The organism is Pseudomonas sp. PS02290, assembly GCF_029960075.1.
Classification (GTDB): Bacteria; Pseudomonadota; Gammaproteobacteria; order Pseudomonadales; family Pseudomonadaceae; genus Aquipseudomonas.
Genome location: NZ_JASCOY010000001.1, coordinates 149,056 through 174,166 on the forward strand (window position 1 = coordinate 149,056; position 25,111 = coordinate 174,166).

At 60.7% G+C, this 25,111-nt stretch carries 18 protein-coding genes; 7 read left to right on the forward strand and 11 right to left on the reverse strand.

Features of this window, described 5'->3' with window-relative positions:
* Positions 1-239 precede the first annotated feature (239 nt).
* A complete protein-coding gene (locus tag QMX88_RS00720) occupies positions 240-1,478 on the reverse strand; it encodes an N-acetylmuramoyl-L-alanine amidase (protein WP_282365419.1) in 1,239 nt (412 codons plus the stop codon).
* A gap of 242 nt (positions 1,479-1,720) precedes the next feature.
* Positions 1,721-2,242 (reverse strand): DUF3617 domain-containing protein, encoded by a 522-nt coding sequence (locus tag QMX88_RS00725; RefSeq protein ID WP_282365420.1) that lies wholly within the window; start codon positions 2,240-2,242, stop codon positions 1,721-1,723.
* A 176-nt stretch (positions 2,243-2,418) separates the two neighbouring features.
* On the opposite strand from QMX88_RS00725, the gene cls reads away from it, so the two are divergent.
* Positions 2,419-3,858, forward strand: coding sequence for a cardiolipin synthase (gene cls / locus QMX88_RS00730; protein ID WP_282365421.1), 1,440 nt, complete (start codon positions 2,419-2,421; stop codon positions 3,856-3,858).
* 51 nt (positions 3,859-3,909) lie between these two features.
* Here cls and cfaB read toward each other — a convergent pair whose 3' ends face one another.
* The 5 genes from cfaB to hflK all read right to left on the reverse strand — a co-directional run bounded on the left by cfaB (position 3,910) and on the right by hflK (position 11,408).
* The gene (gene cfaB / locus QMX88_RS00735) at positions 3,910-5,094 is read right to left on the reverse strand and encodes a C17 cyclopropane fatty acid synthase CfaB (protein ID WP_192174517.1); all 1,185 of its coding nucleotides are present in this window, start codon (positions 5,092-5,094) and stop codon (positions 3,910-3,912) included.
* Positions 5,095-5,372: 278 nt separating this feature from the next.
* Complete coding sequence (locus QMX88_RS00740; protein ID WP_442969419.1) at positions 5,373-7,328, reverse strand: cation-translocating P-type ATPase; 1,956 nt, start codon at positions 7,326-7,328, stop codon at positions 5,373-5,375.
* A complete protein-coding gene (locus QMX88_RS00745; protein WP_282365422.1) occupies positions 7,325-8,392 on the reverse strand; it encodes an SPFH domain-containing protein in 1,068 nt (355 codons plus the stop codon). The genes QMX88_RS00740 and QMX88_RS00745 overlap by 4 nt, the downstream gene beginning before the upstream one ends.
* Positions 8,389-9,429: a protease modulator HflC gene (hflC, locus tag QMX88_RS00750; RefSeq protein ID WP_282365423.1), complete on the reverse strand. Its 1,041-nt coding sequence runs from the start codon at positions 9,427-9,429 to the stop codon at positions 8,389-8,391. The genes QMX88_RS00745 and hflC overlap by 4 nt, the downstream gene beginning before the upstream one ends.
* Before the next feature lie 11 nt (positions 9,430-9,440).
* Entirely contained in the window at positions 9,441-11,408 is a 1,968-nt protein-coding gene (hflK, locus tag QMX88_RS00755; protein WP_282365424.1) for a protease modulator HflK, read from the reverse strand.
* Positions 11,409-11,829: 421 nt separating this feature from the next.
* On the opposite strand from hflK, the gene lpdA reads away from it, so the two are divergent.
* The 6 genes from lpdA to QMX88_RS00785 all read left to right on the forward strand — a co-directional run bounded on the left by lpdA (position 11,830) and on the right by QMX88_RS00785 (position 19,895).
* Positions 11,830-13,230, forward strand: a complete 1,401-nt coding sequence (gene lpdA, locus QMX88_RS00760; RefSeq protein WP_282365425.1) for a dihydrolipoyl dehydrogenase — start codon at positions 11,830-11,832, stop codon at positions 13,228-13,230.
* A 194-nt stretch (positions 13,231-13,424) separates the two neighbouring features.
* Positions 13,425-15,044, forward strand: a complete 1,620-nt coding sequence (locus tag QMX88_RS00765; RefSeq protein ID WP_282365426.1) for a glucan biosynthesis protein D — start codon at positions 13,425-13,427, stop codon at positions 15,042-15,044.
* A gap of 459 nt (positions 15,045-15,503) precedes the next feature.
* Positions 15,504-16,808 carry an O-antigen ligase family protein gene (locus QMX88_RS00770; RefSeq protein ID WP_282365427.1) on the forward strand — a complete coding sequence of 435 codons (1,305 nt, stop codon included), beginning with the start codon at positions 15,504-15,506 and terminating at the stop codon, positions 16,806-16,808.
* Positions 16,809-16,821: 13 nt separating this feature from the next.
* Positions 16,822-18,105: a hypothetical protein gene (locus QMX88_RS00775; protein WP_282365428.1), complete on the forward strand. Its 1,284-nt coding sequence runs from the start codon at positions 16,822-16,824 to the stop codon at positions 18,103-18,105.
* A gap of 158 nt (positions 18,106-18,263) precedes the next feature.
* Positions 18,264-19,025, forward strand: coding sequence for a substrate-binding periplasmic protein (locus QMX88_RS00780; RefSeq protein ID WP_282365429.1), 762 nt, complete (start codon positions 18,264-18,266; stop codon positions 19,023-19,025).
* A gap of 150 nt (positions 19,026-19,175) precedes the next feature.
* Complete coding sequence (locus QMX88_RS00785; RefSeq protein WP_244656049.1) at positions 19,176-19,895, forward strand: hypothetical protein; 720 nt, start codon at positions 19,176-19,178, stop codon at positions 19,893-19,895.
* Positions 19,896-19,938: 43 nt separating this feature from the next.
* Here QMX88_RS00785 and QMX88_RS00790 read toward each other — a convergent pair whose 3' ends face one another.
* Genes QMX88_RS00790 through QMX88_RS00800 form a run of 4 tightly spaced genes read right to left on the reverse strand, consistent with a single transcriptional unit; the run spans position 19,939 to position 25,106 of the window.
* Entirely contained in the window at positions 19,939-21,741 is a 1,803-nt protein-coding gene (locus QMX88_RS00790; RefSeq protein ID WP_282365430.1) for an FAD/NAD(P)-binding protein, read from the reverse strand.
* On the reverse strand, positions 21,732-22,739 hold the full coding sequence (gene sbnB / locus QMX88_RS29435) for a 2,3-diaminopropionate biosynthesis protein SbnB (protein ID WP_336620208.1): 1,008 nt from the start codon (positions 22,737-22,739) through the stop codon (positions 21,732-21,734). The genes QMX88_RS00790 and sbnB overlap by 10 nt, the downstream gene beginning before the upstream one ends.
* Positions 22,732-23,751, reverse strand: a complete 1,020-nt coding sequence (sbnA, locus tag QMX88_RS29440) for a 2,3-diaminopropionate biosynthesis protein SbnA (protein ID WP_336620209.1) — start codon at positions 23,749-23,751, stop codon at positions 22,732-22,734. Before sbnA ends, sbnB begins: the two co-directional genes overlap by 8 nt.
* Positions 23,748-25,106: a SidA/IucD/PvdA family monooxygenase gene (locus tag QMX88_RS00800; protein ID WP_282365431.1), complete on the reverse strand. Its 1,359-nt coding sequence runs from the start codon at positions 25,104-25,106 to the stop codon at positions 23,748-23,750. Before QMX88_RS00800 ends, sbnA begins: the two co-directional genes overlap by 4 nt.
* Positions 25,107-25,111: the final 5 nt, after the last annotated feature.

Here is a 25,111-nt window from a genome sequence, read left to right on the forward strand (position 1 = left end):
CCCCTGCAGGCATCAGGGAAGATTTCGTCGTCCATACGCCGTGCTGGCTCCCTGGCAAACACTGTCCATGTGGGAGTGAGCTTGCTCACGAAGACGGTGTTCCAGGCGCTATACATGCAGCGGATGTTCCGACCTCTTCGCGAGCAAGCTCGCTCCCACGATGGGCGTTTAGGCAGGTGCATTTGCAGTAGTGTCACGTTGGATGAGAGCGAACTTGCACACCCTCACGACTGAGTCCGTCAGACGACCGCCTGATTCGCCTTTTGCTCTTGCCGCCACGCCACGTACGAGCCTGCTGGCGGATTGCGTTCGAAGTAGCGCTTCATGCCGTCAAACAACCCATCGGCCACGGCCTGTTGGTGGCGCGCAGTGACAAGGCGCTGACTGTCGCGGCTGTTGGAGATAAAGCCGGTCTCGACCAGAATCGACGGCACATCGGGTGATTTCAGTACCGCAAACCCGGCCTGTTCCACGCGCTTCTGGTGCAGCGTCGTGATCCCTTCCAGGCTACCCAGTACGGTGTGACCCAAATCCAGACTCGCGGCGATCGTGGCGTTCATCGACATGTCGAGAATCACCCCGGCCAGCATCGGGTCCTTGTCTTTCAGGTTCAACAGGCTGGTCGCGCCGATCAGGTCGGCGCCGTTTTCACGCTGGGCCATGAAGCGCGCCGTGGCAGATGTCGCGCCGTTCTCCGACAAGGCAAACACCGACGCGCCGGAAGCCGTCAACCGAGGGGCTGCGTCGGCGTGGACCGAGATGAACATGTCAGCGTTGTATTTGCGTGCGACGTCGACGCGCTTGCGCAGCGGAACGAAAAAGTCGTCATTGCGGACCAGGCGCACATCAAAGCCCTTTTCGCGCTTCAAGCGTTTCGCGAGCAACTGCGCGATGGACAGCACGACGTCTTTCTCGCGCTCACCCTTCGAGCCAACGGCGCCCGGGTCCTTGCCACCGTGCCCGGCGTCGACGACCACCATGATGTCGCGCTTGGATCGATCTCTCCCTGCTGTCTGCAAGGGTGGCTCTTTCGCCAATGGCGCAGCGGCGGCCAACTGCACCGGAGGACGAGAAAGCACGTCATGGCCCAGATCCAGCACCAGCCGGTTGCCTTGGGCACCTTCGGGACCCAGCAGGAAACTGTTGAGCTGCACGGGCGATGCGAGGTCAAGGACGATGCGCGTATCACTCTGACCGAAGTGGCCGGAGCGGATGGATTTGATCGGCGTGTTTTCGAGCGCCAGCTGACTGAAGTTGCCTTCAAGCCGCGCGCCGCTGACATCGATGATGATCCGTTCAGGCGCGCTGAGCGTGAAGGTCTTGTATTGAACCGGGCCACTGAGATCAAACACGAGCCGCAACTTGCTGTCAGTACGCCACAGGCGGGCGTTTCGGATCTGCGTCGCATTGACTGAGAATGGCAGCGCAAAGGCGGCGCTGGCCAAAAGCATGTTAAGCAGCATTTGACGTCGGTGCATGGCACGTTCCGAAGGCGAGGAGCATCCCGGCTCAGAGATGGAGGACATGGTTACAATATAACAGCCGGAATATCGGGCGAAGATGAAGCTTTTTATAAGATCGGCGGGAGTTTAGTGAGCCTCTTCAACGCCTAAGGCGGAAAAGCTCATGTGAAACAACAAGATGTTCCACGTGGAACACGACCCTCTGTCAGCACAGACAAAAACGCCCTGACAAGTCAGGGCGATTAGTAAGCGGAGAATCAGGTCCTTGGTTTTACAGTGCCGCATTGCTGACCGAGCCATACAGCGCGCGTGTCCATGCTGCCGCTCTGTTGCTGGCCTGTGGCGTTGAACGAGCCAATAACGTGGGTGTTGAACTCGCGATCACTAAGGAACTGTGCTGTGCCGGTGCCTTGGGCGCGAGGGCAACTGAATTTGAACTTCCAGGTCGCTCCGGTGCGTTCGGTAATCTGCTGGGTGCAGCCCGATTTCGGGTCTGTCAGAGGGATCTGCTCATTTTTGACCTGCTCCTGAGTGAGACAAATACGGACCCCCTTCCCTCCGAGGGTAACGCCTTGTTTTTCCAGCATTTGTTCCATGGCCGCGCGCTGCTGCGGCGCCATCATCTGCAGCTGAGACAGCATCACCTGTAAGTCCGGCATCTGCTGGCCATCTACCTGCATGTTGCTTGAGCTCAGCTCCCAGAGTCCGGGCTGCAACACCTGCGCCTGGGCGAAGGGCGCAGTAAGACAAACCATCAACGCCAGTACGCGCTTTTTCATGAATCGGGTTTCCTTTAATGACTCTTGGGCATCTAGATGCGGCCTGCACGCAGGCCACTGAACGTTGACGATTAGACGGTGAATCGGGCAGCCAGTTGCAGCCTCAATAAAATAGCGACAATCCCGGCGCCTTGTGGTCTGTTAGACACCAATAAGCTTATGGCACAAGGTTGCGCATGGATTACCACAGCCCGTATTTCTTTGGCTATTTGCTCGGTTTCACTCACCTGCTGGGCATTGTCGCAGCTATCCACGCCTTACTCACGGTGCGTACGGCTCAGGGCTCAATCGCTTGGGCGATGCCGCTCATCTTCATCCCTTATGTCGCACTGATTCCGTATCTGGTCTTCGGCAGGAGTACGTTCGACGCGTACATCAAGGCGCGGCGTCAGGCGAACACAGAAATGCGCGTGGCGATCGCCGACTTCAACTGGAAGCCATGGATTGAAGAGGCGGTAGCGGCGCGGCGCTCGGACGCTTATCGTTCCCTGCGCGCGATGCCGAAGCTGGGACGCATGCCGTGCCTGGCGAACAACGAAGTGAAGCTGTTGATCAACGGCGATGAAACATTCGACGCGATCTTCGAGGCCATCAAAAGCGCCCGGCAAGTGGTGTTCGTACAGTTTTTCATCATCCACGACGATGATCTCGGTCGACGCCTGCAAGGGTTGTTGCTGGAGAAGGCCGCTGAAGGCGTGGCGATTCATGTGCTTTACGACCGCATTGGCAGCCATGCGCTGCCGGCGCGTTATATCGAGAAGCTCCGCGATGGCGGCGTGCAGATCAAGGCCTTTGCCACACGTGGCGGCTGGCTGACACGCTTCCAGATCAACTTCCGTAACCACCGCAAGATCGTCGTGGTGGATGGCATCAAAGGCTTCGTTGGCGGCCACAACGTGGGCGATGAGTACCTCGGCCTCAAGCCGCCGCTGGCGCCATGGCGCGATACCCATGTGAGCGTCGTCGGACCTGTCGTGGCGTGTCTGCAGGAATCGTTCGCCGAGGACTGGTTCTGGGCGACCCGGGAGATACCGCCGCTGATCCTGCCGGACAGTTACCCGGAAGACGGCGTGCTGTGCCAATTACTCGCCAGCGGCCCTGCCGATGCGCAGGAAACCTGCTCGTTGTTCTTCGTCGAAGCCATTCACGCGGCGACCGAACGGGTCTGGATCACAACCCCGTATTTCATTCCCGATGAGCCTGTCTCCGCAGCGCTGCGACTGGCGGTGCTACGCGGCGTGGATGTTCGCTTGCTGCTGCCGTCCCGTCCTGACCACTACACGGTGTACGCCGCCTCCAGTTTGTTTGCCTTTGAAGCCGTGCGCGCAGGCGTTCGCATCTTTCGCTACAAGCCCGGATTTCTGCACCAGAAGGTGGTGCTGGTGGACAACGCGATCTCGGCGATCGGCAGCGCTAACTTGGACAATCGTTCGTTCCGGCTCAACTTCGAACTCATGCTGCTGACCGTGGATGAAGACTTCGCTCGGGAGGTGGAAAACATGCTCATCGACGACTTCGCCCTCTCCCACGAGATCTCCAGCGAAGAGAGCAAAGAGACACATCACTTGCAGCAGCTGGGGATGCGGGTTGCTAGGCTGATTTCGCCGATTCTGTGAGTGGTATTGAAGGCCTGTGGAAGTCAGCTGACTCCCACAGGCTTGGGGCACTCACCGGTACAAATCATCCCGCGTCAGCGGCAAATGATGGCTGCCGTCTGCATACGGCTTCACCGCCAATATCTGGTGCAAGTTGATCCAGCCCTTGGAAAACGCATAGGCACAGCCGGCCAGATACAACCGAAAGATCCTCAGCGCCTGCTCCGGCACCATGGCCGCAGCGACGTCGAGTTTCTCTTCCAGACGGGCGCTCCAGTGTTCGAGCGTCTTGGCGTAGTGCAGGCGCAGACTTTCCACATCGACCACTTCCAGACCCGCCTCGCTGATGAACCCGGTGATCATCGACAGGTGCGGCAGTTCACCATTGGGAAACACATAGCGATCAATAAAGTCACCCGCGCCGCGCCCGACAGGACGCCCGTCGGTGTGCTTGGCGGTGATGCCGTGGTTCATCACCAGACCGCCCTCCTTCACTGCGTCGAACAGGCATTTTGCGTAAAGCTCGAGATTGGCGTGGCCGACATGCTCGAACATGCCGACGCTGACGACCTTGTCGAAGCGGCCGTCTTTGGGCAGATCCCGGTAATCGAGCAGCTGCAGTTCGACACGGTCCTGCAGACCGTCTGCGCGCACCCGCTCCCGGGCCAGCGCCAATTGCTCGCGGCTCAACGTGATGCCGAACACCTTGACGCCGTATTCACTCGCGGCGAAGCGGGAAAGCCCTCCCCAGCCACAGCCGACATCGAGCAGGTATTCCCCGGGTTTAAGGCGCAGCTTGCGGCACAGGTGGTGAAACTTGTCCTGTTGGGCCTGATCGAGCGTCTCGTTGCCGGTCTTGAAATACGCGCAGGAGTAGACCATCTCCCGGTCCAGCCACAGGCGATAGAAGTCATTGGAGAGGTCGTAGTGGTAGGAGATCGACGCAGCATCGGTGGCCTTGTCGTGCTCGGTGCGCACAGGGAGATTGTCGTCGTCCTCATCCACCAGTGCCTTGGTCAGCTCGTCGCACACCCGGACTACTTCGCTGATCGAACCTTCCAGCTCAAGCCGGCCCTCAACGAAAGCACTGCCAAGAAGGCCAAGACTAGGGTGGGTGAAATCGGAAACGAGGGACGGGTCCTTGACCACGATCGTGACGCGGGGATCACTGCCCAAATCAAGCTCGTTGCCGTCCCAGAGCTTGAGACGCAGCGGCAGATGAAGGTTCTGTAACGCCGGTGGAAGTTGCGCGAGCATATGAAATCCCCCTGATCCAGCTACATGGAAAAGGGTAGTCCATAACCGGCTCCAGATCAGGAGCCGTCAGGCGATTGGCTGGTTTGAACGACGACGAACCTACAACGGGTACGACGCTGTGCCCCAGAATTCGAGCCAGTGTGTCGCCTGTAAATGGAGCACCCCGAAACGAGACTGGAGTTAATTTGTAACAGAGTTCTTCAAAGCTCAAGCGAATTTTAATACTTAGTGGAGGCCTCTAACCCGGCGTTTTCGGTACAAGCGCCGGGGAATCTGGCTCAGGAGGGATTGTGAAACTTCGCAATGGGCTCATGAAAACGCAGCAATCGCCCGGCATTGCCCAGTACCAGCAGCGTGCTGAGGTTATGCAAGACCGCAGCGATCATGGCGCCTGCCGCGCCCAGCACGCCGAAAGCCGCCATGGCGACAATGGCCAGCGTCCAGCCGAGTCCGATGATCACGTTCACCTGCAAAGTGTGGCGGCACTGGCGGCTCAACCGCACACAGGTGCCCAAGCGGCGCAGGTCACTGCCGATCAAGACGATGTCGGCGGAGGCCAACGCGATGTCCGCCCCGCCCGCCCCCATCGCGACGCCGACAACGCCGGCCTTTAGCGCCAGGGAGTCGTTGATGCCATCGCCGACGACCATCGGGCGAAAGCCTTTTTTGATTTCGCTCATGACCCGATTGAGCTTGTCCTCGGGCAACGCCTGGGCGTGGATATCACTGATGCCGACCTCGTGGCCCAGGCTGTCGGCGACACTCTGGCGATCACCGGTCAGCAGCAACTGCCGGCCCAGGCCCAGCTCGCGCAGCTCACTCAACGCCTGACGAGCCTCGGGCTTGAGGCTGTCCGCCAGCAGCAGCCAGGCCAGAAAGTGCCCGTTTACCGCGAGCCCGGCAATCGGGCCATCGTGGTCGGGAACCGGCGAGGTCGCGATGCCCAACTGCGCGAAGAGCTCAGGCCGCCCTAACGCCGCTTCACCCCGGGCGGTCTGTGCAACGACGCCCAGCCCCTGGCGCTCACGAATGTCGTCCAGAGGAAGCAGATGATCCTTGCCGACCAACGTCGCCAGCGCGCGACTGACCGGGTGGCTGCTCGCCGAACCCAGGCTTGCCGCCAGCGCAATAACGTCGTCACCTGCGCCCTCCTCGGCCTGAACCGACTGCAGGCGCAAACTCCCATAAGTCAGCGTGCCGGTCTTGTCGACGACCAGCGAAGTGAGATCGGCCAACTCTTCAAGAAAGGCCGAACTGCGGATCAGAATGCCGTGGCGCGCGGCGACTGCAATACCGGCGATGGCTGTCGCCGGCGCCGACAGCACCAACGCGCAGGGACACGCGGCGACCAATACCGCCAGCATGGCCTGCGCGTTGTTGGTGATGAACCAGGTCACGGCCGCGATCAGCAACACCAGCACCATGTAGCTGCCGGCGTACTTTTCCAGCAGGCGAGTAATGGGCGGTTTGGAGCGTTCGGCGCTTTGCATCAGCGCGATGACCTTGCCCAGGGTCGACTCGTTGCCGATACGCGTCACTTCGATACGCAGCAGCCCGTCGAGGTTGATGGCGCCGCCGAAGACTTCCATACCTGCGCGCGCTTCAAGCGGGACCGACTCGCCGGTGATCGGCGCCGTGTCGAGGCTGGCTTGCCCCGAGATCACCAAACCGTCAGCCGGTACGCGATCGCCAGCGCGCACTTCGACGCGATCACCTGCCACCAGCGTCCCGTTGTCGACTTCGCGGATCACGCCATCCTTGTCGATCAGCCGGGCGTGGCTGCGGGTCAGACGGCCCAATGCCTGAATGGCTTCCTGGGAGCCAATCACGCTGCGCTCCTCCAGCACGTGGCCGAAGATCATGATGATGGGCAGCAACGCGGCGGTCATCAGATCGCCCGTCGCCCAGGCGCCGAGCATGGCCAGGGCAATCAGTTGATCGGTAATGCCGTGCAGGCTGGGATAACGCAGGCTGTGCCAGCCGGCGCTGACCACCGGGATGGCCACCAACAGCGAGGCGGCGCCCAGCAGCAATTGGCTGACGCCGACTTGCTCGGGCGAGAAGAATCGCCAGACCAGCCCCAATGCAAGCAAGCCCAGAGCAAGCATCGCCAGCGTCAACTGACGGGCTGCGCTGCGCTGTTCGCGGCTGGTGAGCATGCTGCCGGCCGCGACTGGCGCGGCACGCGTGTGAGAAGGATCGTGGGAATGGTTATGCACGGCTTCGCCACTCATTTGTCAGCTCCCTGGATGATCAGACGGGAATCGTCGCGGGGATCGACCGTGGTCACTGAACCCGCCTGTCTCAGGATGGCAGGCACCCGCTCGCGGTAGATACGCAGCAGCAATCCGGGATCGCTCTTGTTCTGGATCGACATCGCCAGGCCGGTCACCGCGGCGGTGTCGGTCTGCGCCTTGGCCAGCCGTTCGGACGCCTGGGCATGGGCGACCTGCAGGGTACGGTCAGCCTGCTGATTGGCGGTCTGGTTGAGTTTCTCTGCATCCGTGCGCGCGTTTGCCACCGCCTGCTCGGCCTGCTGACTCGCAGTCAGTACCGCGTTGAACGCATTCACCGCTGCCGCCGGCAAACTGGACTGCACGTCGACCCGTACCACCTCGACGCCCAAACCGACGCCGGTGGCCGTCAGCTCGCCGAGCCGCGTATTGATGCCCTGTACCAGGTCGCCACGCAGGCGTTCGCGACGCTCGGCAGACTGGCTGTCGGAGCCCACCAGTTCGGGACGCGCCACCAGAATGGTGTCCAGATCCCGCGCCGCCGTGAGGCTGACGGCGCTGCGATTGACCAGACGATCCAGCGCCGGTAGCACGTGCTCGCCTTGCAGCACGAACTCCCGTGGGTCCGTCACTTTGTAGTACGCCGTCACGTCGAGTTGTACGACGCCGGCGTCGCCCGTGAGCAGGTAGCCTGACCCTGCCAGCGCGTCGCTCATCGGCGTCGCGAAGCTGGTGATCTTGTCGGCCGCCAACGCAGTGGGTGAGCGCAACAGCGTTTCGACGTGCCGCTCGATCACGCGATCAGCGGAAGGCAGCAGCACCACCTGCTCGAACGGTTGCGGCCAGGCCAGCAGCAAGCCGGCGTTCTGCACACGGTCCAGCTCGCCAAAGCGAAACACCACCGCCCGGTTCTGTGGATCGATTTCCCGCACATTGGAGACAGCCCAACCGAGCGCCGCCATCAGTGTCACGACGTACAGCCCCAGAAACGCCAGGCGACTGGCCTGCAGCCAAGGGCTGTTCACCACCGGCCGCTCGATGTGCGCAGCATCGTGCTCGGTCATGGCTGCGTTCCAGCCTTGCCATCCAGGGTCGGCGGGCCATCGACGAGCACCCGGAACGGTGCGGCATCGGTGCGCAGAATCAGTTTTGTGCTCGGCCCCACCACGGTGCCGAGGGTGTCCAGCGAGCGCAGCAAGTTGTACAGCTGGGGCGAACCGGCGTAGGCACGGCCGTAAATCTGCGCCGCCTCAACGCGGGATTGCGCCTCGATGTCGGCAGCTTTCACGGTTGCATCGGCCTCGACAATCCGCGCGTCGCGTTCCGCAGCGGAGCGGATCTGCGCCGCCTCGCGCTTGCCGATGGCGGTGCGCTCGGTGGCGATGGTTTCGCGCTCGGCGCGCATCCGGTCGACCGTCGCGTTGAGTGTCACCGACGGCAGCGTCAGACGCTCAACCCCCACTTGCAGGACGCGAACGCCGTAGGTGGTCAGCAGTTGCTTGTCGATCTGCTGACGCAGCTGGTTTTCGAAATCGGCGATGCGCACCTGATTGGCGTCGGTGTTGATCAGGCTCGATAGATCGAAGCTGGCGGCGGTGGTCTCCAGTGCCGAGCCGACGAAGGTGCGGATCTGTCGGGCTGCTTCGTCCGGCTGGTTTTGCACGGCGCGCATGAAGCGCTTCACGTTGTCCGGATCGCCCTGCACCTGCCAGGCCACGTACGCCTGAACGATGATGCGCAGACCATCACGGGTACCGACGTCCTGCAAGCCACTTGAGGTCGTGCGCAAACGCAGGTCGACGGGGATCGCCGCTTCGAATGGCGCCGGCCAGCGCCAGCTCAGGCCGGGATCGAGCAGCACTCGCGCCGGATTGCCGAAGCGCGTGATGACCGTTGCCTCGCCGGAGCGCACCTGCACCAGACTCGCCGCCGCGACCGCGAAGGCAATCAGCACTGCCGCCAACGCAGCACGACGCCACGGAAATACGGCCGGGCCGGAGGCTTCGCCATGGTGATGACGGTGATGATGGCCGCCATGACCGTGACCGCTGTGGTCGTGGCCAGAATGGTCGTGATGATCGTGGGAATGAAACAGGCTCAAGGGAAGACTCCTTATTCAGCCGAGGGCTGGTCAGCTGATTGGGTCGACGCTGCGGGGTCGACCGGGAGGGTAAAAGATCGCAAATCAATGGTCGGCGCGCTGGTGCCGCCGAGCCGATGATCCAGCACCAGCAACTTGGCGTGGGTCAGCCCCTGGGTCAGCTGACTGAGGTAGTGCTCGAGCAGGAATGCCTGGCCCGCCTTGGCGTAGCCCTGCTGTTCAGCGCTGAAGCGCAAATCCGCCCCTTGCGCCGTGGCCATGACTTCCCGCGAGGTTGCCGCCGCCTGATCGTGGGCCATGCTGGCGTGCAGCTGCGCCACATTGGCCTGATCGGCCGCCGCGCCACGTTCCCGGGCAATCAACGCCTGAGCGCTGATCTGCGCGGCCTGGACAGCGTGATAGGCGTTGGCCGCCCCTGCTGGCGGATGAATCGACTCGACCACGGTCGCGAGAATCTCCACGCCGCTGTCGAGTTTTTTCAGGTCGCGCTGCACGGCGTCGCCGATGTCCGCCGCCAGATCGTTGCGCTGCTCACCCAGCAATTCGTCGAGGGTGCGGGAAGCAAAGTCGTGCACCAGCACGCGGCTGGCGGTGCTGCGAATCAGGCTGGGAATGTCGGCGCTGTTATAGGTCGCGGCCAGTGCGGCTTCGTCCGTTAAACCGATGCGATACACAAAGCGCACGTCCATGTTGACGATCTGAAAGCTTTGCTTGTCTCCCGAGCCACTGGCGATCACTTGCGACTTGTCGTTGATGTGCGTGGCGTCCCACAGACGGTTGGCGATGGCGGGTGGCGGACCTTCGGCAGGGTCAAGGGTCTGCTCGGCACCGGCTCCCTCTGAGACGCTGGTCGCCAGCTCGTGGACCACGCCATTTTCCACCGCCAGCACCGTTCCGAAAGGCCAAGGCAAACCCGCATGCAGACCCGGCTCCAGGACTTCAACCGGCTTGCCGAAGCGCTCGTAAATGCCGCGGCCCTGCATGGGGATTTCGTGAACACCGCTCAGCAACCAGCCGAGGCCGACGATGACCACCAGCACCGGCAGAAAGGCGCGGCGCATGTAGGTAAACGCCCAGATCTGACGCAGGTCGATGCCGAAGCGGTTGTGCAACTCGTTTTGCAACGCCAGCAGCGGGCGCGGCGGCCAGCGCAGCAGACCGGCGACAAAGCTGGTGGCGATCAAGCGCGGCTCAAGGCGTTCATTGCGCGGGCTAAAAACGGACAGCAACGCGCGGGTGAGCAACTCGACAGCAACCAGCCCTGGCAAGAGTCCGATCAACACTGCGAGCCGGGCGGGCCATACGCGGTCAACGGAGGAGAAAAACAGGCAGAACGCCGTGACCAGTAGCGTACCGATGGCGACCTTGGTCATCTGCGCCAACTGCTCGGCTTCAGGCCAACTGGCCTCGGACTCGTTGCTGAATTGCCGCTCCAGCACCAGCAGCGCAAAACCGATCAACAGGAGCAAACCGCCGACCACGTTACCGACGAGGCCGACATTGCTGCCCGACAGCGCAAGGTTCCAGATCAGGCCAATGCTGATCAGCGACAGCAACGCCCAGCCTGCCAGCCAGAACACTGGCAATCCGACCTGGCCGACCATTGAGGTGCCGGCACCGCTGATACGGCCGAGCACGCGGTCGTACCAGCCCTGCTCTTCGCTGTGAAGCAGCGCTTCTTCGTCTGTTCGAATCGACTCAGGCGGTGAGATGACGCCGACGCGCCATTGGCTGACCACGTGGGCCGACTGCAACGCCGCCGCCAGCACAAGCAGGCTGGCGGCGCTGTTCGTCAGCACCGCCGTCCACAGCGAGTTGGGGGAAAAGAGGTCGACGAACAGCGACACCACCAAGCCGATGACGCCCATCGCCCCTGTCAGGTGCGTCAGCCGTGAAAGACGTCTCGATTGAACAGCCGCCTGCTGAAATCGCGGCAGGCTCGCCGGTGCAACGCCCTCATCATCCAGATCAACCCGCATTGCAACTCCAAAGCCCGTTTAACGCTGCCATTCATCACCCTTCCCGCCCACCCACCGGCGTTGCAATTACGCGGCACAAGTGACGCTGACACAGGGCGTTACGATATAACAGAAGTCGTGAAATTTTCGTCTGATTATTCGTTTGCGTAACGCGAGATGCCGGGTCAGACAGGCAGCAGACAGGTAGATATCGCCTGCCGTCGTATCAAGTTTAGTCACTGCACAGACGGGAAGGCGCCTACCCGGCTAAAGCTGGTCCTGCACACTTCCCGCGAGGCAGTGACCAAACTCGCTCGCTTGACTTTGAAGCGCTTCCGGGAGAAACATTACATCCATCATTTAAGCCGCCAAGTGACGCGCGACATTTGTCCAGACGCGGCTACGCTTCCCTCCATTGCTGGATTCCTCGAGGAGTACGTTCATGAGTCACTACGACGTTGTCATCATCGGTGGCGGCCCCGGCGGCTACAACGCGGCGATCCATGCGGGCCAGAAAGGCTTGAAAGTGGCGTGCATCGAAGGCCGTGGCACATTAGGCGGGACATGTCTCAACGTCGGCTGCATTCCTTCCAAATCGTTGCTTCACGCCTCGGAGCTGTATGAGGCGGCGACGGGCGAGGAATTCAAGAAGCTCGGCATCGAGGTCACGCCGACGCTGAACCTGACCCAGATGATGGCGCAAAAGGCCGAAAGCGTGACCGGCCTGACCAAAGGCATCGAGTTTCTGTTTCGCAAATACAAGGCCGACTGGATCAAGGGCTGGGGCCGTCTCGCAGGGCCCGGCAAGGTCATCGTCACCGACGCCGCAGGTGCCGAAACCGAGCTGACCGCCAAGGACATCATCATCGCCACCGGTTCCGAGCCAACGCCCCTGCCCGGCGTGACCATCGACAACAAACGTATTCTCGACTCCACCGGGGCGCTGTCGCTGAGCGAGGTGCCGAAGCATCTGGTGGTGATCGGCGCGGGGGTCATCGGTCTTGAGCTGGGCTCGGTCTGGCGCCGGTTGGGGGCAATGGTGACGGTGGTCGAATTTCTCGACCATGTGGCCCATGGCACTGACCTGGAGGCCGGCAAGACGCTGCACCGCTCGCTGTCGCGTCAGGGCATGGCGTTCAAACTCGGCTCGAAGGTCACCTCTGCCGTCGCCGCGGACACCGGCGTCACCCTGACAGTCGAACCCGCCGCCGGTGGCGAAGCCGAGCAGATCGAAGCGGACTACGTGCTGGTGTCCATCGGCCGTCGCCCGGTGACGAATGGACTGGGCCTGGAAACCGTCGGACTGGAAGTGGACAATCGCGGCGTCCTGCCCAACACGGGGCATCGCACGGCGGTGGAGGGCATCTGGGTAATTGGCGACGTGACGTCAGGCCCGATGCTTGCGCATAAGGCGGAGGACGAAGCCGGCGTGTGTGTCGAGCGCATCGTCGGCAAGAAAGGCGAGTTGAATTACAACCTGATCCCCAACGTCATCTACACCCAGCCCGAGCTGGCCAGCGTCGGTAAAACGGAAGAGCAACTGAAAGAGGAAGGTCGCGCTTACAAGGTGGGCAAATTCCCGTTCAGCGCCAACAGCCGCGCCAAGGTCAATCACGAAACGGACGGCTTCGCGAAAGTGCTGGCGGATGAGCGAACCGATGAGATTCTCGGCGTGCACCTCGTCGGCCCAAGCGTGAGCGAGATGATCGCGGAGTATTGCGTGGCGATGGAGTTCGCCGCGTCAGCCGAGGACATCGCCCTGACCTGCCATCCCCATCCGACACGGTCCGAGGCGCTGCGTCAGGCGGCAATGGCTGTCGGTGGACATACCACGCAGGCCTGAAATGCGCCGCCAAAATCGGCCGATCAAGCAACACGTTGAAGCGAAATCGGTGATGCCCTGAAACGATTTTTTTCCCTTTGCGCGAACAAGATGCCGAGATTGTTATCTGTTTGTTGGTAATTTGCGTTCGGCAAGGATTGGGAAAGCGCACTTTTTTGTGCAGGAAGGCACAGCATCTTCAGAGGCTTCACCATATGAATCGCAGGAATCTCTTGAAAGCGTCCATGGCGCTGGCAGCCTATAGCGCGCTACCCGCCTCAGGTCTTTATGCGGCACGCGCGCTGGCTGCGGCGGCCGATGGCGACATCGAACATTTTGACTTCAAGACCTTGCAGGACAACGCCAAACAGATGGCCGGCAAGCCTTACGTCAGCACCAAGCAGAACCTGCCGCCAACCCTGGCGAACATGACGCCTCAGCAATTCAACGCGATCAAGTACGACGCCGGCCATTCACTGTGGAATGACGTGAAAGGCCAACTGGACGTGCATTTCTTCCACGTCGGCGCGGGCTTCAAGACCCCGGTGCGCATGTACAGCGTCGACCCGGCCACCCAGCAGGCGCGTGAAGTGCATTTCCGTCCCGAGCTGTTCAACTACGAAGCCAGTCGCATCGACCAGAGTCAGCTCAAGGGCGACCTGGGCTTTGCTGGTTTCAAATTGTTCAAAGCCCCCGAGATTGCCATCAACGACATCCTGTCGTTCCTGGGCGCCAGCTACTTCCGCGCCATCGACAGCAATAAGCAATACGGCCTCTCCGCACGGGGTCTGGCGATCGACACCTACGCCCACAGTCCTGAAGAATTCCCTGACTTCACACAATTCTGGTTCGAGAAGCCGACTAAGGACGCCACACGTTTTGTCGTGTACGCGCTGCTCGACTCCCCCAGTGCGACGGGCGCGTATCGCTTCGATATCGATTGCCAGGCTGACCGCGTGGTAATGGACATCGACGCGCACATCAATGCGCGGGCGGACATCGAGCAGTTGGGCATTGCGACCATGACCAGCATGTTCAGCTGCGGCACCCACGAACGCCGCATGTGCGACACGCTCCACCCGGAAATCCACGACTCCGACCGGCTGGCGATGTGGCGCGGCAATGGCGAATGGATCTGCCGCCCGCTCAATAATCCGGCCAAGATCCAGTTCAACGCCTTCGCCGACAAAGACCCGAAAGGCTTTGGTCTGGTGCAGACCGACCACGACTTCAAGACCTATCAGGACACCGTGGACTGGTACCACCGCAGGCCGAGCCTGTGGGTCGAGCCGACGACGGCATGGGGCGAGGGCTCCATCGATCTGCTGGAACTGCCGACCACGGGCGAAACCCTGGATAACATCGTCGCGTTCTGGAACCCGAAAGTGCCAGTCAAGGCCGGCATGTCGATGAACTACGGCTACAAGCTCTACTGGAGCCCCCTGCCCCCGGTCAGCACACCGCTGGCTCAAGTGCACGCGACGCGTTCAGGCATGGGCGGTTTCATCGAAGGCTGGGCACCGGGCGAGCATTACCCGGAAGTCTGGGCGCGGCGTTTTGCCGTGGACTTCAACGGCGGCGGGCTGGACCGGTTGCCGGAAGGTTCGGGGATCGAGCCGGTGGTCACGGTGTCACACGGCAAAGTCCAGGATTTCAATGTGCTGGTGTTGCCGGACATCAAGGGGTTCCGCGTGACCTTCGATTGGTACCCGACCAGCGACTCCGTAGAGCCCGTGGAGATGCGCATGTTCATCAAAACCGGTGATCGCACGTTGAGCGAGACCTGGCTGTACCAGTACTTCCCGCCCGCACCGGACAAGCGCCGCTACACCTGAGTTTGATCGACTAAGGACGTAACGGGATTCAAGCTTGCTCGCGAAACGGCGTATCAGCAGCTGGATATTCAGCGGTGGATACGCCGTACTTGTAACGAAAATGAGTCATAGATAGCGGCCAACAGGCTAGGATTTCTTCTCCTTTTAACAGCGTCAATTTTCTATCTGCTATATAAATCAATAATTTACGAATACAGACATTTAGCCATCATTAAATATGTCCGTAAATTTGACTAATTGATTGACAGCCCTCCAATCTGCGGCTGATATATCCCTGTCGCACCGCTCGCGAGGGGACCGAAACGCCCTCCTCCTCCCCCGCTGCGATCACCCAAATCATCGCCACTGCACGCCATCGACGGTTATTGCTGCTTGGCCGGGCGGTAGCTTTTTTTCGCCTGGCGGCCTGCTCGCCCGCTGACGCTTATCACACGTACAAATGCTCCCGAGGGGCTGCACATGATGTCGACTTCCCCCGTATACGTTGAAAAACCTTCTTTACTTTCATTCGATAAATCCACGGCGATCGCGCTGGTCGCGATCAGCCTGATGCTGGTCGAGACCTTCAACGGGGCTTTGCGTTTCTATCTGGATCAGGCAGGGATCTCCGTATTGCTCTACGCCCCGAAGGTCGCCTGCCTGCTGTTCTTCGCACTGGAGCTGCGCAGCTTCAAAGCCGGGCCGGGCGTCTGGTTGAGCCTGCTGGTGCTGTTGCTGTCAGCGGGATGGGCAGCGTTGAATGGCGCTCAGGCCGGGAATTTCGCATTTGCGCTGTACGGGATCAGCCCGCTGCTCTTCGGGATCGCCTGCGGTGACCAGATCATTCGCCACAAGCGCCTGTTCATGTGGGCGATTGCCTTCTGTCTGCTGGCTTCGCTGGGCGGCATTGCCCTCGACCGGTACGTCAATCTGCCGTGGAAGGGCTACAGCTACACCGTCGGCGGCACCGAGCTAAGCGCCAATACCGCATGGACCTCCGAAGACATGGACCGCCCGGCCGGATTTGCGCGAATCTCCAGCTCACTGGCCATCATCATCTCGATTCTCAGCCTGTACCTGATGGCGACCCTGCGCTCGAAATTGCTGGGGCTGGTGGTCTGCGTGATCGGTCTGGCCGGGGTGATATTGACCACCAGCAAGGCGCCGGCATTGGCGTTCATCGGCGGCACGGGTCTGCTGCTGATGCTGCGGTTTCGCTGGACAGTACGCGCGACCATCGTTGTTGCGGTCGTACTCGGCATGTCACTGCCCTTCGTGGCGATGATGACCGACTTCGATGCCAACAAAATCTCGGCCACCAGTTCGCTGGCGTCCATCTACGACCGGCTGATCAACACCTGGCCCAACGTTATTCGGACGCTGATGGAGGAGGACCGAACGCTCACGGGTGTGGGCTTCGGGCTGGTTGGCAGTGCCGTCGCCGCTTTCCCCGTTGTCGGCGCCGACATCTTCATGGTGTCCGACAGCACCGTGGTGTACCTGTGGGCGACGTTTGGCCTGGTCGGACTGTTTCTCTACGCCCTGCACATCCCGTTGTTTTTCATCCTGGCCGACAGTATCAGCCGTTATGGCAAGGCGTTGCTGGTGACGAGTTTTTGTATCTGCATTGTCAGCTGGACGACCGATACGCTGGAAGTAACCCTCGCGAACATGTTTCTGGGCATGGCAATCGGCCATGCACTGGCCATGAAATCGCGGGGCAGACTGCGGGCCCCAAAGCCCCATGAGTTGCCCACGTGGAACGGCCTCCCGGGCCTGAGTTGACCGAGGCAATCCCATGAGCTTTCGCAGCATCGGCCTGAGCGGCCTGGCACTGATGGCCGCCCTGTGCGCGGCCAATGTCGCCGTGGCCGAGCCGTTTATCGTCGGCGTCGCTACCCATTCAATGAATAACACCGGGCAACCGCTGCGCAGCCTTCAGATGGCAAGCGTGGCGGGCGTCACGTCCATTCGCGATGACGCCTTCTGGTCTACGGCCGAACCTGTGCGCGGCCAGATGCAGATCATTGCGCCTTGGCGCGCATGGCTGAGCACTGCCAAGGGACTGAATCTCACACCGATGGTCATTCTCGGCTACGGCAGCTCATATCAAGGGGGCGCAAAGCCGCGCATACCTGCGGTCAAGATTCCGTACCTGAAATACGTGGACTACCTCACCCGCCAGTTGGGCAGTCCGGTCAGGTTCTATGAGGTCTGGAACGAGTGGGACCTTGACGGCCCGACCGATCCGCGCCTGAGCAATGACTACGTCACGCTGGTCCGTGACGCGGCACCGATCGTTCGCAAGAACAATCCCCAGGCGCTGGTACTCGCTGGCGCCGTAACGACCATGGGCATCAAGAGTGGCTTCGTCGACCGTATCCTGGCTGCAGGGGTGATGAAGTACGCCGATGGCATTTCCCTGCACCCATACGTGCACTGCGAAGGCAGCTACCGCAACACGCCGGAAAGCTGGATCGGCTGGATGCGTGATCTGGACCGTCGAATCAGCACCAAGGTTGGGAGGCCGGTGCCGCTGTATCTGACCGAGATGAGCTGGCCAAGCCACAATGGCAACTGCGGCGTCAGCGCCGAGCGCCAGTCTGCGTACCTGGCGCGCGCGTACTTCCTCATCCGCACCGTGCCGAATGTCAAAGGCATGTGGTGGTATGACCTGATCAACGATGGCACCAACCGCAACGAGCAGGAGCACAACTTTGGCCTGCTTGAGGCCGATCTCCGTGCGAAACCGGCTTATTCCGTACTGAAGGCCATCAGCCCTTATCTGCCTCAGTTCACCTACGAGCCGGCAAACAGCCTGCAGTCCGACGGCGTCTTCCAATTGGCATTCAGCAATGGCCGCGAGCGCATTTTGGTGGCGTGGGTCAGCGGTCGCGAGCACGAAGTCACCATCAGCGCCCCCGCCATGAAAAACAAGCCGGTGCGCATCCTCGACACGCAGACACCGGACAAGGGCATGACCGACTCCCCGCAGCAGTGGGTGTGCGACGCCCAGCGCTGCTCGGCCCGGCTGACGCTGACGGAGTTTCCGAAAATCATTCGCCTAAGCCCTGACGCCTGAGCCGCGACGCCTTAAGACCGCACCTGTTCCAACCCGCCTGACCTGTCAGCGCGGGTTTTTTTATGTGCGGTAGATTCAGATAGTGGCAATACGACATTTTCTGGACATGTCTTACTGCTACCTTACGGCTTGGGGCAGACACGCTGCCGGAGGAACGTATGGGGCTTCGGGGAAGATTCATCGTTGGCAGTCTGCTCGGGCTGCTCATGCTGCCAGCCGTGGCTGAGCCGTACGTCGCGGGCGGAGCTCAGTGGAAGCCGTATGCCTACGAGGACAAGGACGGCCATCTGGCGGGGATCTCCATCGACATCGCGCGACGCGTGACGAAGCTGGCCAACCTGGACGTTACCTTCGTCAGCTACCCGGTCAATCGCCTGCAGTCGATGCTGCGCAAGGGCGAGATCGATATCAATTACGCCGACGCACTGATCTGGAACAGCCCCGAGGAGCAACGTCGATACGTGTTCTCCAAGCCCTATTCCACGGTTAGAGAGCACCTGTACTTTCTGGCCGACCACCCTGCCCGCAGCCAGACCATCGCCCAACTGGAACACCTGACCATCGGCATGGTTCGGGGCTACAACTACCGGGCACTCGACCCGGCCATCGAGCAGCGCCGCCTGACCCGACTGGAAACCTCGAAGGACGAAGCGCTGATCAAGCTGCTCCAGAGCAAACGCGTCGACGCCATCGCCATGGTCGACGACATCTTTGATGAGCTGATTTCAAGCAATGACCTCGAGCCCGGCCAGTTCGCCCAGGGCGCACGACTCAGCGAAGCGCCGCTGGTATTTAAGCTCCAGCCGCAATACGCCTCGTGGTTGCCGCGGATCAATAGCGCGATCGACAGCCTGAGCAAGACGGGGGAGCTGGAGCGCATTCGACGCAAGTATTTGCCGGGGATGCAGGGGGCGAAGTGAAAGCAGCCCGATCGATGAGCCAGCCATTTTGTAACCTTGGAATAGTAGACAGCGCGCATCCCAGATCTGGAAAGTACAATGCCGACCTCAAAAAAAACCCCACCGTGAGGTGGGGTTCTTGTTACTTCGTCTGTCCTCGGGGGGAGGTGCATGCACCCGCGTGTCCCGTGGCTAGTGAAAAAACTATATGGACATAGGTTTATCAAGTCAATGCAAAAAGCCTGCGCTGTCTCGACCGCCCTCTCATCGGCTCGGATGGCAACGTATCGAAGTGCGGCTGCGGCTGCCGGGTTCGGGGGTGAAGAGGCTTTGGCACTTTACGCCTGGAATGCTCGCGTATCGGGCGCACTGCTTACACCCCTGCATATATGTGAAGTCGTTGTTCGCAACGCCGTTGCTGACGCATTAGAACTAATTCACGGACCCTCCTGGCCATGGAGTTCTGGCTTCGAACGCAGCCTTCCTCGGTGCGCAGGCCCCGGCTATAACCCGCTAACAGACCTGCAGCGCCTTAAGTCGAAGCGCAGCACTGCAGGCCAGATTGTCGCCGAACTAAAATTCGTATTCTGGGAGAAAATGTTTACCAGCCGACATGACGATCGAATCTGGAACTCGTGTCTTATCCAAGTCTTTCCCAACCTGGAGCCCGCCAATACGACCTCAGAAAACCGCAAGAAGATATTTGAAAACCTGAACAACGTGCGACTGCTCAGAAATCGCATTGCCCACCACGAACCTATTTTCAGTCGAGATCTCCAAGCCGACTTCTGCATCATCATCGGACTGGTAGAAGCTCGGTGCAGAGCATCCGCCTCGTGGATGCTGAAGCAGCAGCATGCTCTAGAGGTCATCGCCACCAAACCTTTCTAGGCGTCTCTCATGCGCGAATGCGGTAGAGCGCTGAAGATAGCCTCTAAACCGTCGATTTGACCTCAACATTCAACCCCAACATCTCGCGGGCGATTCGGTCGGCGTCGACGAAGGCACGGGAATAGCTGCCCGAAGACGGGATGTAGTGGTTGTAATAAGTGGAGCCTTCAACAAGAGGGCCGGTTATCCACAGATTCGGTTGTGCTTTGCCTTCACTGTCGACGAGCACGCCCTCTCCATCTTCGGTCAGGCTGTGGATAACTCCGATGCTCTTTAACGAGAGAATGATCTTTGGCAGCGACGATTCGTCACAGGCGGTGCTAACGTGGGCCCTAATAATACAATGCAAGGGCACCGACAGATTGCCCGCGAGAACCACCTTGGGCCCTGCCCCGTCTGCACTGTGGATAACTTGAGAATGCCGCACCCAGTGGACAACTCCCGCGTCGGCCAACGCCAGCAGCTCCTGATGACGTTCCTTCTGCGGCCCGGCCACCATTAGATTGACGTGGGGTGCGTACTCTCCAAAGAAGACACGGTTTGAAGCCGCTTTAAGTCCTCGGTTATCCACAACCCGACGCAGCTGCTCACGGCAACTTCTCCACACTTCGATCGCGGCTTTGATGGGGCTTGCATCAAGTCCTAAACAGCTCTGCCCGATATCGCGCTCGATAAAAGCGCGCATGGCCTGGGGATAATCCGCAGATTCAATGGTCGACACGCGGGGGTTATACACAGCCTCGTCCAGCGGAGGCGCATGAAAACGGGATGCCATTTCTGCCGACACGACTTCAAGCCGGCCTGAGTGATACGCGCGCGCAACTTCCGCTTTGATCCTCACTGCCGATTCGCCTTTTTGGGAAGCGATCATCCCGAAGTATTCCGCGAGCATTTCAGCCTTTATCAACGGCAGGACCTGCTGCTCGAAATCCAATCCGGAAGGGTTTTCTGTTCGCAGATTAGCGATAGCCGACAATGTAAAAATCAGCGCCGCATTCGAGGTCCGATGAGGCACGATGTCCGGCCGTGTGCAATACGGCACACCACTGCGCGAGAACATGTAGATACGCGGCTCTCGCCCACTGGGCTCGTAATGCAAGCCTTCCGCTCCTTCTCGGAATTGGCCTCCGCGACCAACCGTCAGATCGGCAACGACGTCCATGGCGGTCAGGCCTAATCCTTCGATGCCAACCGCCTCTGTGGATAACTTGAAATCGCGCGAATCAAGGTGTGCGTCCTTTGTGAACGCTCCGGGCAGTTCCTTATCATCATCCTGCAACCGCCGCGCATGACCCACTGTGATTGCCAGCCAATCCACAGAACACTCGACCTCGGCTGTGGACAGAACAAACTGGCCCATGTCGGTGTGCTCAATGTTATCCACAGCGTGCGGATGATGAACGACGCGCACGTTCCCCGGCAGACTGCGAACGACTTCCTCGTGAGTCCACGCCAGATACTCCCCCAGCCAGCGGCGCGGCAGGAATTCGTTGGGTCGTACGCTACGTTCAGTCGATTTAAAACGCAGGCACCATTCGTAAAAGTTGGGTCCTTGTCGTCCCGTATGGCCATTGAGGGCGGCCGTGTCCGGAAACATCGAGATCTGCGAGGCAACGGTGTTGAGCATCAGGTATTCAGGCTGGTCGACGGCATGTAGGCCTGGCCCCGGGGACTGAGGGTCAAATACGTTTACCTCGATCTGCCGGGGCGTATTGACCGCCAGCGCACAGATGCGCTCAAGCACCGTCAGCCCGCGTGAGCCGCAACCGACGATACCGAGCCTGATGGCGGGTTTGTCAGAGCCTGGGGATAACTTTTCGCCGGCCAGCGCTGCGCTCAGTTCCATCTCAGGGTTTCTCCGAAGAACGACTCAATGGCGATGCCACGGGCTTCTGCCAGCGCGGTGTCAACGATGAATTTGCTCAGGGCCAGGTCCAACACCCCAAGGCCGAACGGCGAGAAAATCGAGGGCTTTGCAGGATCAAGCTCGACCTCGCCACGGATGAGGCCGGCCAGCGTGCCGTTCATAAAAGCGCGACTGCCGGTCAATTGCTCGGCCAGATGCGGCGATGTGATGGCCTTCATGCAGTGCTCGATGTCGTCGCACAGGTTGTTGGCCTCCAGCAGCAACTGCGGCGCGATGTCCCGCAACGAAATGTTCAGCACGACCTGCCCAGCGCGAAACGCCATCGGTGGTTTGACGTATGGCTCGCCCGCTGTGGTGGCGAAGATCACCAGATCTGCCGCCAGCGCTTGCTCCAATGACCCAATCCGGGCTGTGCATAAGTCGGCATTTTCAATAAAGCCAGTCAGAGCGTCCGCCGATGCCGCATCGAAATCATGCACAACGGCGTGGCCGATGCCCCACCCTTCGACGCCGAGCATGCGCGCGATGTTGCGGGCAATGACCCCTGCGCCGATAAATCCTACCGACGCAGCCTTACGTGACTGACCGTTGAGCCAGTAAGCGCCTGACACCGCCGAGGCGGCCGTTCGCACCGCGCTGATCTGCGCGCCTTCCAGGCAGGCATAGGGATAGCCGGTTTCGCGGTCGTTGAGGATGACCACGGCTGACGCCCTCGGCTTCTGCTGCGCAACATTGCCGGGAAAGCTGGAGATCCACTTGATTCCCGCCACGGCGTCCTCTCCGTCCAGCGCCGCAGGCAGGGCGATGATCCGGTTGGCAGGCTGTTGAGGAAAACGCAGGAAGTAGCTGTCCGGGTTGAGCGTCTGGCCGTCATGGTGCTGCAGATACACCTGCTCGATGCGCCGCACCATGTCGTGGGCGTGGCTGTCGAGGATGTCTTTGATGACTGCGCCGGGGATCACGTGAAAGTCAGACATTTAGCGCTTCTCCCTCGAATGTGTGGACGTACTGCTTCAGATACCGGGTGATCGGTTGCGAGCTGAGCGCAGTCAGCTCGGCGCGGCCGAACTTCTGCATGACCCACTCATCGTTGTAGATGGTTTCCAGGTAACGCTCGCCGGCGTCCGGGGAGATCGCCACGACAACGGCGTCTTTGGGAATCCCCAGCGAGGGCGAGGCCAACCCGGCCACCACGGTCCCGGTGGAGCCGCCGGCCAGGACGCCATTGGATTTCGCCAGCCAGCGACACATGGCCACGGTGGCGCGCTCATCCACCACTTGCTGCTTGTGCAAGTGATGGGCGCGGAATATCGGCGGCATCTGGCTGGAGCCAAGTCCAGGAATGAAGCGCGGGCCGGGTGCCTGACCGAAAGTCACCGAACCCGCGCTGTCTACCGCAATGATCTTGGTGCGCGGCGAATGCTTGCGGAAGTACTGTACGCAGCCCATCAAGGTGCCCGTGGTGCCAGCGCCGACGACCAGGTAGTCCAGCGCCGGGAAGGCGATATGAATCGAGCGCGCCGTGGTGTGTTCATGGGTACGCGCGTTGGCCGGGTTGCTGTACTGGTTGAGCCACAGATGTCGAGGATCGCGGGCCACGGCATCACGGATGTAACGAATGCGCGTGCCCAGATAACCGTCGTTGTCATCACGCTCGGTGACGATGACGATCTGTGCGCCAAAGGCTTCCATCATCTTGATGTTGTGCAGGTTGGTGTTGGGGTCGACGACGCAGCAGAACTTGTAACCGCGCTCGGCGCAGATCATCGCCAACGCTACGCCGAGGTTCCCGGACGAGGACTCGATCAGCACGGTGTCCTTGTGGATAAGTCGGCGTTCGGCATAGGAGTCGATCAAGCCTATGGCGGTCTTCATCTTGATCGAGCCCGCAGGGTTGCATGACTCAAGCTTCAAATGCAGGTTTTCAAAACCCAGGCCTTTTACCCTGACGAAGTTCGAATCGCCGACGATGTGGGAGATGAAATTCATGGCCGCGCCTCGACGTGTGCGGGCCGGGTGTAGCTCGGCATGGTCACCACCGGCGCGCGCTGCCGGGGCTGGGTCGCCAGCAACGCATCGGTCAGGTGCTGCGCACGTAGGGCGACCATGGAAAACGACTGAGCGTCGCTGATGCCATGGGTCTTTTCCGACGTGCCGTTCGCCAAAATCTGCATGCCCTCGCTGTGCTGCAGGGCGACGCGGTAATGCCGGTCGACCGCAAGGGTGCCGTCCTCGTCGCGAACCAGCCAGGGTTGCAGCAGGGTCAGCAGAGGTGGCACTGCAAGCTGCTCGTAGCCTGTGCCCAAGACAATGCCGTCAACGTACAGCACGGTTTCAATGCCGGTATTGCTGTCACGCAGCACCACCGAATAGGCATCGCCCACTTTTTCCACCGAGGCCACTTCGGACCAGGCATGCAGGTTCAGACGTCGGTGGCCGGTGACCTCGCCTTCGTACAGGAAGGAGTAAAGCGCCTGACTCTCGTCGACGTCGATGCCTGCGTAATTGGTCGACCGGATCTCTTCGAATACCCGATTGCGTCTGCCGGGCTCAAGGTCGTGGAAATAGTCGATGTGCTCCGGCAGGAAGGCCATGTTGGGAAACTGCCCGAGCTGTCCTACCTTGAAACCCACGCCGCGGTGCACCGAATGGACCTGCGTGGTGGGGGCGGCGCCGAGCAGGTGTGTGACCGCCTCCCCCGCGCTTTGACCCGAGCCCAGCACCAGCCAGCGCTGCGCGATAGGACCGCCACCGAGGTGGATGTTTTTCAAATACTGGGATGTGTGGAAGACACGGCCGCCGAGATGCGGGCTGAACGCGTCCGGTATCCGCGGCAAGCTGCCGTGGGAAAGCACAAGCCGTTTGGTGCGATAAGTGCCCTTGGCCGTGACGACATCAACACCCTTCAGGATGCCCTTTTCCGCCACCGGTAATACGTCGAGCACGCCTTCGTCGTAGGCCACGTAATCCTTGAGTTGCGCAGCGACCCAGGCGATGTAGTCGGACCATTCCACCCGGCTGGCCGGACGCCCAAGCAGGCCGAACGTGTGCAGACGACCCTTCTCCTTCAGGTACATGGCGAAGGAGAACCGACTGCGCGGATTGCGTGGCGTCACCAGGTCTCGAAAGACATGGTGGTTGATGTCGGTGCCCGCCAGCAGAAACGCGCCATGCCAGGTCGAATCACGCCCTTTTTCGAAGAAACGCACGCGCTGCAAAGGCTTGCGGCCGCTGTCTTCCGCCTCGTCTTCCAGCGCACAGGCCAGTGCGATACCGGCCGGGCCGAACCCGATCGAAACGACGTCAAGCGTTTCACGCACACCTTCGATTTCATACTGAGTCATGGTCA